This is a genomic window from Roseibium sp. AWQ4_290, from assembly GCF_056160985.1.
Map to the genome: position 1 here is coordinate 127282 of NZ_JBSWYG010000007.1, position 11116 is coordinate 138397.

Genomic DNA, 11116 nt, shown 5'->3' on the forward strand with positions numbered 1-11116 from the left:
GTGAATGGCAAAAGGGGGGGCATGTCAGACAAATTGCCGGTTTTCCTCATCAATTGTGGCGGCTTCGCGCATGATCCAGCCGAAGACAAGCATCAGGGCGCCAAAGACAATAAAGAAGAACTCGTCACCGTCCAGCTCCATATCGATCTGACGCTGGCCTTCTGGAAAATCGATGGTCAGCAGCACCGAGACGATCGGATTGCTCAGGACCTCAAAGGCGCCATAGGTCAGCAGCCAGATACCGATGCGGATCATGCGTGACAGTGTCTCGGGCGCGAAGAATGCCGCCTTGCGGAACTGATCGAAGAGCTGTCGCACATTCCAGCAGATGGCCAGCAAGAGGGCGAAAGCCGTAACGGCCACAAGGCTCAGTCCGATGCGCTGGGCAACGGGAATGTCCCCCAGCGCACGCTCGACTTCGGTCAGTTCCAGGGTCTCGGTGGTCACGTCCAAAAGGGCGGGCAGCAGGATCATTGCGACCACAAGCGCGCCTGACACGGCGATGGTGACGAGAACCGCGGTGATGAACCACTTCATGGCGGTCGACACCTGGCGGATGCGGACGAGGCGCCGTTTGCGCTCTTTTTGTTCAAGCTCAGTCATGTCTGTCTCCGATTGGCCGCGCCTTTCTTGCTTCGTACGGCAGAGCCTGAAAAACCGCAATAAAAATATTGCTATTGACAAAAAAATTATTGCGTACATTTTTTAAATTATCGTTTAGCGATAAAAAATTATGAAATCACACATGAGAAAGTATCATGAATGAAACGAGAGACGAAATGGTAAGCTCTTTATTTTATTATGGATTTTCCAGGTCCAGTCCTGTGCGTCCGGAGTGGAGACAGGCGTTGCCCCCAGCCTGCCGGCCAGGAATTGCCCTATGCGCTGAATCTGCCGTCTGGCTGATCAAACCTCTTGTTTTGTGTGCCGTGCTGGCCGTCCTTGTGACTGGCGCCCGCGCGGCTGATCCTGGGTCCGGAACAGATGCGTTCGAGGTGCCGGACCGTGCGAAGCCGTCTCCCTGGTCCGGGGCTTACCTTGGTCTGGAGGGTGGGGCCTCGCAAACGGTGACGGGAGTGAAGGCACGCGGGACGAGCCGCGACTATTCCCGCATTGATGGGGCCTTTGGCCTCTTTGGCGGCTACAATTGGCATGTGTCCAGGGTTGTGCTCGGGCTCGAAGGCTCGGCCACCTATCTCGGCGGGCGGGAAAAGGGCACTCATCCGGTGCTTGGTGCGGTCGAAACGGGTGCCAAATGGAGCGTTGCGGCAAAGGCGCGGGCTGGTATGCCCATTGGCAATTTCATGCCCTATCTGAGCCTGGGGCTTGCAGCGACAGAACACAGTCTGAAAGCAAATGGCCATGAGGAGACCTCGGTGGCCTTTGGGCCGGTCTTCGGGGCGGGGCTGGAAGTTGCCGTCAAAGATGACTGGCGTCTGCGGGCGGACTATTCGCTAACGGGCATTCTCGATAAGACATCCAGATTCGGATCTTCGAATGTGAACAGGGCATCGGGCAATCACCGCCTCATGATCGGCCTGTCCCGCTCGTTCTGACAGGCGCATATGCAAAGGCCGCCCCGGACCTGTCCGGGGCGGCCTGTTTGGATTGATCCTATTTTAACGGTGGCTGTGATCTTCAGCCAAGTGTGGTGAGGCCGGTCAGGTCTGCCAGAACCGCCTTGGGCGCCAGATCCGGATATTCGTCCGGCATGCCCATCCGGTTCATCCACACGGTCCGGAAGCCGAAGGCGGTGGCCCCGGCAATGTCCCAGCGGTTGGACGACTGGAAGGAGACCTCTTCCGGGTAGATCCGGAAATGGGTGGTGACCATCTCATAGACCTGTGGGTCGGTCTTGAAGGTTCTCAGGTCATCGACCGAAAAGATCTCGTCAAAGAGTTCCGTCAGCCCGGCGGCCTTGGCGGCCGCGTCCAGCATGGCGGGCGAGCCGTTGGACAAGATCGCGATCTTGGCCCCGGTTGCCTTCAGTTCGGTGAGCACTTCCGGCACTTCCGGATAGCAATCCAGTTCCCAATAGGCGCTCAGAAGATCGTCCCGCAGGCTCCTGTCGGCAGATGGTACAAGGGCAAAGGCGGTGTCGAGACCCTGGCAGGTCAACTCCCAGAAGTCTTTATATTGTCCCATCAGCGCCCGGACCCAGGAATATTCCAGCTGCTTTTCCCGCCAGAGAGAGGATAGCCTTTGGGCATCCGGCCCCAGCTTCGCGGCATGTTTGCGCACGGCCGCATGAACGTCGAAGAGCGTTCCATAGGCGTCGAAAACAAAAGCGGCATGAGCCATGACCGGGTTCCTTCAAGGGATTTCAAGACGGCCGCAGAAAAGCGTGCGCCTTGGCAGGCGTCAAGCGGTCCAATGGGCGAATTCGGCTGACATACACCCTAATCGGTGCGTTCCAAAGGCCCTTTTACGGCAAAGAGACCCTATTGGGCGGGCGGCAAGGTGACCGCACCATCGTCTTCAAGGGTCCAGAAGGGATTGTAGGCAAATTCCAGCAAATGCCCGCCGGGCACTTCCACATAGGAAGAATAGCCGCCCCAAAAGGCCCTTTCCGGCTCCTTGACGGGTTTGGCACCTGCCAAGACCGCCTTTTGAAAGGTCGCGTCGACCTCCGCTTCCGAGCGGCCATTCCAGGCCAGAGTGACGGCGCCGGTTGTCTCTGACGTAACATCCTGGCCGATTTCCCGGGCCAGAGCGTCCCGGCTGTAGAGTGCAAACACCCCGCCTACAATCTGGAAGAACACGACCTCGGGGGAGGGAGCCGCGTTCACCTGCCAGCCCAGTCCGTCTTCGAAGAAGCGCCGGGCCTGCGTCACATCAGGTACGGCCAGGGTTGTCATTGATATGCGCTGGTCCACAATCTTGTCCTTTTGCTCTTTGGCGGTGCCCGCAGGTGAATGTCTTGAAGTGCGTGCAGGAACATATAGGGAACAAATGGCAGGGCCTGTCAATGGGGCAAATTCCTGCAACGTTGGGAGCGCTTCTTTTTCGGGACTTTGGAGCAGGGCAGGACAATGGGGGCGGTCTGCGAAGAAGATGGTCCGCGTTCGCGCAATATTTTTTCGTAAATCAGATGATTGTGGGTTGAAACCTTTCAGTCAGGTGGAAAAATTGGAAGAAAAACAGCCTCTTTCAGGAGGAGGACGGTAAGCTATTGACCTGACCGGGCGGCGGGTGTTGTGTCGGCAGCAGACTACAAGACCTGATAGGCAAAGGGACACACAATGAGCGGAATGAGTGATACGTGGACATGGTTTGATGGTGCCTGGCATGAAGGCAATCCGCCGATCATGGGGCCCCGTACGCATGCCGCCTGGCTCGGCTCGAGCGTGTTCGACGGGGCGAGGTTCTTTGACGGTGTGATGCCCGATATCGACCTGCACAGCCAGCGTGTGAACGATTCCGCTCTGGCGCTCGGCATGAAACCGACCATGAAAGTGGGCGAGATTGTCGAATTGACCAAGGAAGGCTGCGCCAAATTCGGCAGCGGCCAGCAGATCTATATCAAACCCATGTATTGGGCGGAAGGCGATGGTCCCGGTGTGATAACCGCAGATCCGGACAGCACCCGGTTCTGCCTGTGCCTGTTTGATGCGCCAATGGCCCCGAAAGATGCGGCTTCCAGCATTACCCTGTCGCCCTTCCGCCGCCCGACCATGGACTGCATGCCGGTCAATGCCAAGGCCGGGTGCCTATACCCCAACAATGCCCGGGCGATGATGGAAGCCAAGGGGCGGGGCTTTGACAATGCGGTTGTGCGGGACATGCTCGGCAATGTGGCGGAGCTGACCTCGGCCAACATCTTCATGGCCAAGGACGGCAAGGTGCACACGCCCGAGCCGAATGGCACCTTCTTGAACGGCATCACCCGCCAGCGGATCATCCATTTGCTGCGCACGTCCGGCTACGAGGTGTTTGAGCGCACTTTGCAATATGAAGAGTTTCTGGAAGCGGACGAGATCTTCTCCACCGGCAACTACAACAAGGTATCGCCAGTCAAGCGGATCGAGGACCGTGACCTGCAGCCGGGGCCGATTGCCGCCAAGGCGCGCGAACTTTACTGGGATTTTTCCCACGCCTGAGACCGACCTGTGCAGGCCGGAGAAACAGTCTTCAGGACCGGATGACCAGCGCGGCGGCAATGACCAAAGCCGCTGCAGCTGCAAGAGACGGCGCCTGAAACGATCCGGTCACTTCATGCAGTTTGCCCGCAAAAAAGGGCCCGGCCATCTGTCCAAGGCCGAAACTGGCTGTGAGCACCGCCAGCATGCGGCGCGTCGCGGGCGGCCCGCCTGACAGGGTCTGCCGCCTGGCCTCCATCAGACCGAGCGCAGTGATGCCCATGAATGTTCCACCCAGAAGGGCTGCCCCCAAAAGGAAAAGCGCTGGCTGGACGGTGACGGCGGTCAGGGCCACACCGGCAGCTTCGATAAGACAGGCGGCCGCGAAGGCTGGCCGGGCGCCGAGCCTGGCGGAAATTTTGTTCCAGACATAGATGGAAGGCGCGGCGGAAAGGCCGACGGCCAGCCAGACATACGGCTCGCTCACCTGCAGGGCAGGTTCGGCCCGGGCGATGGTGGAGACAAAGGTGGCGGTGATGACATAGCCAAAACCGAACAGACCATAAGCGGCGATCAGCCGTTTGAGACCCGGGGTCAGGTCCGGGGCCGGACTGGCCGCTTCAGGATGGGTGCTGCCGGTGGCCGGAGCAGGGCTTTTTGGGGCAGGGGCGGGCACAAGGCGGGCTGCAAGGGCCAGAACCAGAAGCGTGGCACACGCGCTCGCCAGCCACAATCCGCGCCAGCCGGTGCCGACCTGGGCCAGGACGGCAATCAGAACCGCGGAAAAGGCGATGCCGCAGCCAACGCCTGCGAAATGCAGTGCTGACAGGCCGCCCCGCCCGGCAGCAGTCAGCCTCTCCAGGATCAGGCTGGTGGAAAAGACCAGTACGAAAGCGCTGGCGACACCGCTTGCAAACCGGATGACCAGAAAGGCGGGCACGAGCGTTGTCAGTGCCATGGCGGCGCTGGTCAGCGCACTGACGGCCAGACCGCCGAGAAACCAGGTTCTGGGCGCGCCCGGCAAAGACCTGGCGGCTCCGGCGAGGGCGCCTGCCAGGTATCCCAGAAAATTGGCGGAGGCAATCAGCCCGGCCTGTTCGGCCGGAAGATGCAGCCCCTCGGCCATGAAAGGCAGGATCGGCGTGTAGACAAAGCGCCCGATCCCCATGGCGGCGGCCAGGGATAGCAGCCCGCCAAAGGCAAGCAGGGTCATGGAGCGGTCTGTATCTGACATGATGATCCTTGGAAAGACGGCGCAGGCAGGGGCGGAACAGGCGGGTGGGCCGTTCCCCCTTGAAAGGAAGCTACAACCCGTTGAACGCTCGGGCAATTGGAGGCGGACAGAGGTTGAACCGCCGAGGTGGACACTTTGGGGCGGGCCCGGACTGCAGGACAGATGCACTGAAAATAGAGGGCTCTTCCGGGATGTGTCAAAAAAATAAGAAAAAAATTATTTTATTTTCGGGTTCGGAACTTGCCGTCCGCTGTGTGGAATCCTATTTTGCGCCTCGACGCAACCGGACGGCATCTTGTCCGGTCTGCCGGTCCCCGACCTATCTGAGGAGTTTGTCATGTCTTTCGAATTGCCTGACCTGCCTTATGCATATGATGCGCTGGCCCCTTACATGTCTGCTGAAACTCTCGAGTTTCACCATGACAAACACCACCAGGCCTATGTGACCAAGGGCAATGAGCTGCTGGCTGGCAGCGGGCTTGAAGGCAAGTCTCTGGAAGAGATCGTGAAAGAAAGCTACGGCAAGAACGCCGCCCTGTTCAACAATGCCGGTCAGCACTACAACCACATTCATTTCTGGAAGTGGATGAAGAAAGACGGTGGCGGCACCTCCCTGCCGGGCGCCCTCAGCTCTGCGATCGACAGCGACCTTGGCGGATTCGACAAGTTCCGTGCTGATTTCATTGCCGCTGGTGTTGGCCAGTTCGGGTCCGGCTGGGCCTGGCTTGCGGTCAAGGACGGCAAACTGGAAATCATGAAGACGCCGAACGGCGAAAACCCGCTGGTTCACGGCGCTGCGCCGATTCTTGGCGTGGATGTGTGGGAACACTCCTACTATATCGACTACCGCAACGCCCGCCCGAAATATCTGGAAGCGTTCGTCGACAGCATGGTCAACTGGGACTACGTGCTGGAGCTTTACGAAGCGGCCACGAAATAAGCTGTCGGTTCTGCTGGTGACAGCCCCCCGGTCCGAAAGGGCCGGGGGTTTTCTTTTGGAGATCTATCCGCAAAAATTCTAAAAAAATAGAGAAGGGGACACTCGCAACCGATGACAGGGACATCGCGTTTCACCGTAGCGCCAGTGGTGCAGGCATCAGATATTAATTCAGTCAGAACCCTGTTCCGGGCCTATGTGGACTGGCTGGAGATTGACCTGTCCTATCAGGGCTTTGAAGAGGAGCTTGCCGGGCTGCCAGGAAACTACGCACCGCCGGGCGGGGCGCTGCTGGCGGCAAAGACAGAAGATGGCAGGGTCTTGGGCTGTGTGGGTCTGCGGCCATTTGGCAGCAGCGGCAGCTGCGAAATGAAACGGCTCTATGTGACCCCGGACGGGCGCGGGCTCGGCATCGGGGCAGCACTGGTTGCTGAAATTCTGAACCTGGCCCAGGCGGGCGGATACAGCGAGATGCTGCTCGACACCCTGCCGCACATGAGCGGAGCCATCCGGCTTTACAAGGCAGCCGGGTTCACGGAGATCCCGGCCTATTATGAGACACCTGTGTCCGAGACGATTTTCTTCCGGAAAGCTCTATTGGACGTGTGAAGCCGGCTGCCGGTCCTACAGACCGAAGATGGCTTCGATTTCCACCAGAAGATCCGAAGAAAACAGCCCGGCAACCTGTACCATCGCGCTCGCCGGGGGCGTGGAGCCATAGGCGCTGGTCAAGGCGTTCCGGATCGCGGGAATATCATCGGGGGAGGTGATGAAGACCGTAACCTTCACCAGATCCTTCAGCGATTTGCCGTGATGCCCGGCGATCTGTTTTAGCTGCTCCAGAATGGCGCCCGTCTGGTCGCCCGCAGATCCGCTTTGTGCCGGTGTTCCAAACGCGGTCAAGCCTGACGAATAGAGAAGCTGGCCATGCTGCACAGCATGGGAATAGGGCCCGGCTGCAGGGCCAAGCGCGTCATAGGTGTGTCTTTGCAAAACCATTGCGATTCCAATCGTGTCAGGGCAGGCGCCGGGCCAGAAAATGGGTGGCCCGGGTCACAACCGGGCCAAGGAAAAACGCAGTCACGGCAGCAGCCGGCCATGCGAGCCGGAAGGCCGTCATCCATTGAGCGAAAAAAGCGCTGCTCCAGCCCAAGTTGAGATAGGTCACCCAGCAGGACATGAAAAAGGACAGGCCGAATGACATTAGGGTGGTTGAGATCAGGCGGTGCTTCATGGTCACCTCAAGAGGCGTCTTTGAGCCGCGCCATTTCGCCAATTCCGGCCAGTTCTTCGATATAGCGGACTTGGGTCAGGTTGCGGGCAAGATACGCCTTGGTGTGGGCCGCCTCGAAATGGTCGGCTAGCGCCTGTTTGCTGGTCCAGCGCTCCCAGAGCGTGAATTTCGTCGGATCTTTCAGGTTCTGGCGGATTTCAAACAGAAGGCAGCCAGGCTCCTGCTGCGTGGCCTCCACCAGCTGGCGCAGGCCGTCTTCGGCCTGTTTGAGATCCGCGCCGGCCACGAGTTCAATACCGGCACTGATGAAATAGTTCGACATGGTCAACTCCGTCTCCTTGATGGGATGAGGATCATGTATTGATTTGTCTTTAGGCAATCTATAGCTAGTAAATGGATCTAAAATTCCGGAAATGAAATCATGTTGGATGACGTTGCTCTTTTTGTGCACATCGCCCAATGCCGCAGCCTTGCGGCTGCGGCCAAGCGGCTGGCGCTGCCGGCGGCAACGGTGACCCGCCGTTTGCAACGGCTGGAGGACCGTCTCGGGACGCAGCTGGTGCACAGATCCGCGCGGAAATTTGCCCTGACCTCGGAAGGAGAGGCCTATTTCAGTGCGTTGGCAGATCTGGTGTTTCAGGCCGAAGACGCCTTGCATGGCCTGTCGGCGGATATGACCCAGCTTGCGGGCGGTTTGCGGGTGTCTGCACCCACCAATGCCTCCCTTGGGGTCTTGGCGCCCATGTGGTCCGGTTTCTTAAAAGCGTTTCCGCAAATCCAGCTCACCTTGCTTTTGAGCAATGACAACAAGGATCTGAAGGAGAACCGGATTGATGTGGCCTTACGCTTCGGCCCCCAGTCGGATCCGGCCCTCTACCAGAAACGCATCGGTGAAGTGGCCACACGGCTGGTTGCGTCCCCTGACTATCTCGCCCGTCACGGTGTGCCTGAGACGCTGGACGCCCTTCAGGGCCAACGGCTTGTCAGCGTGACGTCTCTTCCCCAGTGGCACTTGAAGAGCCCGGCGGGCGCGCAGGAAACGGTCTATCTCAGCGCCACTCTTTCGGTTGACGATATCACCCTTGCCCGTCAGCTTGTGTCGGATGGCCATGGCATTGCGCTGCTTCCGGTGACCGAAACGGCGGCCGATCTTGAGGCGGGCCGCCTTCAGACGGTTCTGTCCGGCTGGACGGGCCAGGTGCGCACCGCCTATCTGGTTTGGCCCACAGGACGCCTCTTAAGCGCCCGGGCCAGAGCCCTGTGCGGCTATATCGAAGAGTTCATGGCAGTCCGGCCCGTGCTTCAGGGCCGCTTGCCGGGAGAGGGGACGCCTCAGGCGGAATAGGGATTGCACCGGATGAAGCGTGGCACGTCGATATAGCTTCGCATGGCCGACAGCCAGGCGAGACAGGTCTCCTGGGACTTGAAGCAGCCGGCCTGAGAGACCTGATATCTGTTGCCGAAATCATTGACGACACCCGAGGCAATTCCTTTCCAGCCTGCGCCGGAAAAGCTGCGGCAATCATATTGGGTGCCCTGTGTATAAGGCAGGTTCTGCCGCGTCTTGCTGAAGGTGGGGGCGAACAGCAGATCCGACGGGCTCTGGAATTGCGGCTGGCAGGCCGTGAGGGCAAAGGCTGCACCGGCGACGCAGGCGCAGCGGGCAAACCTGGCGGGCCCGAAGGCTGCCAGGATCTTTTGCCGGAAAGGAAGACGCATCAAGGGCTCCAGAAAATGGCTTTGTCTTGAGTGTCTTGCCTCAAGAGCGGTTCTCCATGGTCTCCACTTGACCCGAAGAGAGGGGCAAAATCAAGACATGCTCCGGCCCCATCTGATCCGTCTCAGTTCACGGTGATCCAGCGCAGCATCAGGAAGTTGTCAGCCCGTTGGGTCAGATCAATTGTGGCCTTTGAGCCCCAAAGCAGCGGCTGGATATGGAGCGGTACATAGGCCACGTCTTCCTGTAGAAGTGCGGCGGCTTCATCCAAAAGCGCCTGACGTTTGCCGGGATCGATTTCAGTCTGGATGGCGGGTAGAAGTTCGTCGATCCGTGGATTGGAATAGCCTCCGAAATTCCAGCTGCCCAGCTTCTTTTCCTCATTTTGGGTGGCTGCCAGAAAGCGCAAGGGATGTTCGGCATCAAATGTGCCCGGCGACCAGCCCAGCAGGTACATGTCGAAATTTCCGGCACGCAGATCCGGCCAGTAAGTGCGCACCGGCATGGCATTCAGATCCGCTCGCAGGCCGACCTGGGCCAGCATCGCGGCAATCGCCTTGCACAGGGCTTCGTCATTGATGTAGCGGTCATTGGTGCATTTGAGACCGAAGGAAAACCCGTCCGGATATCCGGCCTCTGCCAACAGCGCCTGCGCAATTTCCGGGTCATAGGGGGGACGGCCGGAGGCGGCGGTGCTATAGCCTTTCATCTGCGGGCTCACAAGCTGGGAGACGGTCTGGGCCATGCCGCGCATGATCTTGTCAACCAGGGCATCCGCATAGACCGCCCGTTGAACCGCCCGGCGCACGCGCACATCCTGAAAGGGGTTCTTGTCCGCCAGGTCCTTTGAAGAGGTCAGGGTTTCATGGTGATGGGCAAAGCCGAGCATGATTACCCGTGCCTCAATGCCCCGATGCAGGGTGAGACCGTCCTGGTTTTCGATTCGGGCGACATCCTGCACCGGCACCGGATTTATCAGGTCGACCTGGCCGCTCAGTAGACCGGAGACCGCAGTCGCCGGGTTGGCAATCGGCAGGAAGGTGGCCTTGGTCAGATTGTGCTCTGCCATGTCCCACCAGTTTTCAAACGGCTCCAGAACGGTGGTCACTCCCGGTTCCCTTGTGGTGAGCCGGAAGGGGCCGGTGCCGTTTGTGTGCAGTGTTGCGTGAGTCTCCAACTCCTTGGCCGGACGCACGGCGCCATTCGCCACGGCCCAGTCCTTGTCCAGGATCAGAAAATTGGCAATGGAATCGGGAAAGAGCGGCGCGGGCGCATGTGTCAGGAAATCGATTGTATGGGGCCCCACAATCCGGACCTCCCGGACCGGTGCGAACCAGGAACGGGTGTCGGCCTCCTTGGACGCTGCCCGCTCATAGGAGAACAGCACATCGTCTGCCGCAAACGCCGCGCCGTTATGGAAGGTGACCCCCTTGCGCAGGTGAAAGCGCCAGCCATCCTGGCCAAGCGGTTCCCAGCTTTCCGCCAGAGAGCCCTCAATCTGCATATCCCGGTCGCGGCGAACGAGGCCTTCATAGATATTGTTGAGGAAACCCAGAACGGGGGCAGAGTTGACCGCGTGGGGATCCATGGTTTGGGGATCGGTGGGGGAGGACCAGCGTAGTTCTGCGGCCTGCGCGCACATGCCGGCGGAGAGGAGCGTGGCCGAGACAATCCAACCCGACAGCCAGCAAGACTTGCAAAGACCTGATCTGATCATGATGCACCCCAATGCCCTGGGGACCGCCGCGTTTGAAAGGCCGTTTCCAGTCGCGCTCAAACATCAAAGCTTTCAGTGCAAAGGTCGCACGTTCCCTTCAAATTACGCTGGGGGTCCCGATAAAAAAATACCTTGGGATGAAGGGTAAGGGATCTACACGCAAAAGAAAGACCGGGTCTAACAGAAGGCCCGGTATTC

At 59.3% G+C, this 11116-nt stretch carries 14 protein-coding genes; 5 read left to right on the plus strand and 9 right to left on the minus strand.

Features of this window, described 5'->3' with window-relative positions; translation table 11 throughout:
* Positions 1-24 precede the first annotated feature (24 nt).
* A complete protein-coding gene (locus ACXAH0_RS09060) occupies positions 25-603 on the minus strand; it encodes a DUF2975 domain-containing protein (RefSeq protein ID WP_475190446.1) in 579 nt (192 codons plus the stop codon).
* 341 nt (positions 604-944) lie between these two features.
* Here ACXAH0_RS09060 and ACXAH0_RS09065 point away from each other — a divergent pair, with 341 nt between their 5' ends.
* Positions 945-1556 carry an outer membrane protein gene (locus ACXAH0_RS09065; protein WP_475190449.1) on the plus strand — a complete coding sequence of 204 codons (612 nt, stop codon included), beginning with the start codon at positions 945-947 and terminating at the stop codon, positions 1554-1556.
* Between the two features lie 82 nt (positions 1557-1638).
* Here the strand turns inward: ACXAH0_RS09065 and ACXAH0_RS09070 are convergent, their stop codons facing one another.
* Both ACXAH0_RS09070 and ACXAH0_RS09075 read right to left on the minus strand, forming a co-directional pair.
* Complete coding sequence (locus ACXAH0_RS09070) at positions 1639-2301, minus strand: haloacid dehalogenase type II (protein ID WP_475174431.1); 663 nt, start codon at positions 2299-2301, stop codon at positions 1639-1641.
* A 140-nt stretch (positions 2302-2441) separates the two neighbouring features.
* On the minus strand, positions 2442-2858 hold the full coding sequence (locus tag ACXAH0_RS09075) for a VOC family protein (protein ID WP_475190451.1): 417 nt from the start codon (positions 2856-2858) through the stop codon (positions 2442-2444).
* A 384-nt stretch (positions 2859-3242) separates the two neighbouring features.
* Here ACXAH0_RS09075 and ACXAH0_RS09080 point away from each other — a divergent pair, with 384 nt between their 5' ends.
* Positions 3243-4100 (plus strand): branched-chain amino acid aminotransferase, encoded by an 858-nt coding sequence (locus tag ACXAH0_RS09080; protein WP_475174435.1) that lies wholly within the window; start codon positions 3243-3245, stop codon positions 4098-4100.
* Between the two features lie 31 nt (positions 4101-4131).
* Here ACXAH0_RS09080 and ACXAH0_RS09085 read toward each other — a convergent pair whose 3' ends face one another.
* The gene (locus tag ACXAH0_RS09085; RefSeq protein ID WP_475190453.1) at positions 4132-5313 is read right to left on the minus strand and encodes a YbfB/YjiJ family MFS transporter; all 1182 of its coding nucleotides are present in this window, start codon (positions 5311-5313) and stop codon (positions 4132-4134) included.
* Positions 5314-5650: 337 nt separating this feature from the next.
* Here ACXAH0_RS09085 and ACXAH0_RS09090 point away from each other — a divergent pair, with 337 nt between their 5' ends.
* Together ACXAH0_RS09090 and ACXAH0_RS09095 are read left to right on the plus strand one after the other, a co-directional pair.
* Positions 5651-6253: a superoxide dismutase gene (locus ACXAH0_RS09090; protein WP_475190457.1), complete on the plus strand. Its 603-nt coding sequence runs from the start codon at positions 5651-5653 to the stop codon at positions 6251-6253.
* 111 nt (positions 6254-6364) lie between these two features.
* Positions 6365-6859: a GNAT family N-acetyltransferase gene (locus ACXAH0_RS09095; protein WP_475190461.1), complete on the plus strand. Its 495-nt coding sequence runs from the start codon at positions 6365-6367 to the stop codon at positions 6857-6859.
* Between the two features lie 15 nt (positions 6860-6874).
* Here the strand turns inward: ACXAH0_RS09095 and ACXAH0_RS09100 are convergent, their stop codons facing one another.
* Genes ACXAH0_RS09100 through ACXAH0_RS09110 form a run of 3 tightly spaced genes read right to left on the minus strand, consistent with a single transcriptional unit; the run spans position 6875 to position 7806 of the window.
* Complete coding sequence (locus ACXAH0_RS09100) at positions 6875-7249, minus strand: RidA family protein (protein WP_475190464.1); 375 nt, start codon at positions 7247-7249, stop codon at positions 6875-6877.
* A gap of 16 nt (positions 7250-7265) precedes the next feature.
* Entirely contained in the window at positions 7266-7484 is a 219-nt protein-coding gene (locus ACXAH0_RS09105; RefSeq protein WP_475174448.1) for a DUF2798 domain-containing protein, read from the minus strand.
* Positions 7485-7491: 7 nt separating this feature from the next.
* Positions 7492-7806 (minus strand): putative quinol monooxygenase, encoded by a 315-nt coding sequence (locus ACXAH0_RS09110; protein ID WP_475190467.1) that lies wholly within the window; start codon positions 7804-7806, stop codon positions 7492-7494.
* A 99-nt stretch (positions 7807-7905) separates the two neighbouring features.
* Here ACXAH0_RS09110 and ACXAH0_RS09115 point away from each other — a divergent pair, with 99 nt between their 5' ends.
* A complete protein-coding gene (locus tag ACXAH0_RS09115) occupies positions 7906-8829 on the plus strand; it encodes a LysR family transcriptional regulator (RefSeq protein ID WP_475190468.1) in 924 nt (307 codons plus the stop codon).
* Here ACXAH0_RS09115 and ACXAH0_RS09120 read toward each other — a convergent pair.
* Together ACXAH0_RS09120 and ACXAH0_RS09125 are read right to left on the minus strand one after the other, a co-directional pair.
* Positions 8817-9203, minus strand: a complete 387-nt coding sequence (locus tag ACXAH0_RS09120) for a hypothetical protein (RefSeq protein WP_475174454.1) — start codon at positions 9201-9203, stop codon at positions 8817-8819. The two genes, ACXAH0_RS09115 and ACXAH0_RS09120, sit on opposite strands and share 13 nt — an antisense overlap.
* A gap of 122 nt (positions 9204-9325) precedes the next feature.
* Positions 9326-10918 carry an ABC transporter substrate-binding protein gene (locus ACXAH0_RS09125; RefSeq protein WP_475190472.1) on the minus strand — a complete coding sequence of 531 codons (1593 nt, stop codon included), beginning with the start codon at positions 10916-10918 and terminating at the stop codon, positions 9326-9328.
* Between the last annotated feature and the right edge of the window lie 198 nt (positions 10919-11116).

What these genes read in the sequence shown, in the direction of transcription:
- ACXAH0_RS09060 (WP_475190446.1), bottom strand. Translation starts at nt 603, where the DNA reads ATGACTGAGCTTGAACAAAAAGAGCGCAAACGGCGCCTCGTCCGCATC.
- ACXAH0_RS09115 (WP_475190468.1), top strand. Translation starts at nt 7,906, where the DNA reads ATGTTGGATGACGTTGCTCTTTTTGTGCACATCGCCCAATGCCGCAGC.
- ACXAH0_RS09125 (WP_475190472.1), bottom strand. Translation starts at nt 10,918, where the DNA reads ATGATCAGATCAGGTCTTTGCAAGTCTTGCTGGCTGTCGGGTTGGATT.
- ACXAH0_RS09100 (WP_475190464.1), bottom strand. Translation starts at nt 7,249, where the DNA reads ATGGTTTTGCAAAGACACACCTATGACGCGCTTGGCCCTGCAGCCGGG.
- ACXAH0_RS09090 (WP_475190457.1), top strand. Translation starts at nt 5,651, where the DNA reads ATGTCTTTCGAATTGCCTGACCTGCCTTATGCATATGATGCGCTGGCC.
- ACXAH0_RS09075 (WP_475190451.1), bottom strand. Translation starts at nt 2,858, where the DNA reads ATGACAACCCTGGCCGTACCTGATGTGACGCAGGCCCGGCGCTTCTTC.
- ACXAH0_RS09080 (WP_475174435.1), top strand. Translation starts at nt 3,243, where the DNA reads ATGAGCGGAATGAGTGATACGTGGACATGGTTTGATGGTGCCTGGCAT.
- ACXAH0_RS09105 (WP_475174448.1), bottom strand. Translation starts at nt 7,484, where the DNA reads ATGAAGCACCGCCTGATCTCAACCACCCTAATGTCATTCGGCCTGTCC.
- ACXAH0_RS09085 (WP_475190453.1), bottom strand. Translation starts at nt 5,313, where the DNA reads ATGTCAGATACAGACCGCTCCATGACCCTGCTTGCCTTTGGCGGGCTG.
- ACXAH0_RS09120 (WP_475174454.1), bottom strand. Translation starts at nt 9,203, where the DNA reads ATGCGTCTTCCTTTCCGGCAAAAGATCCTGGCAGCCTTCGGGCCCGCC.
- ACXAH0_RS09095 (WP_475190461.1), top strand. Translation starts at nt 6,365, where the DNA reads ATGACAGGGACATCGCGTTTCACCGTAGCGCCAGTGGTGCAGGCATCA.
- ACXAH0_RS09070 (WP_475174431.1), bottom strand. Translation starts at nt 2,301, where the DNA reads ATGGCTCATGCCGCTTTTGTTTTCGACGCCTATGGAACGCTCTTCGAC.
- ACXAH0_RS09110 (WP_475190467.1), bottom strand. Translation starts at nt 7,806, where the DNA reads ATGTCGAACTATTTCATCAGTGCCGGTATTGAACTCGTGGCCGGCGCG.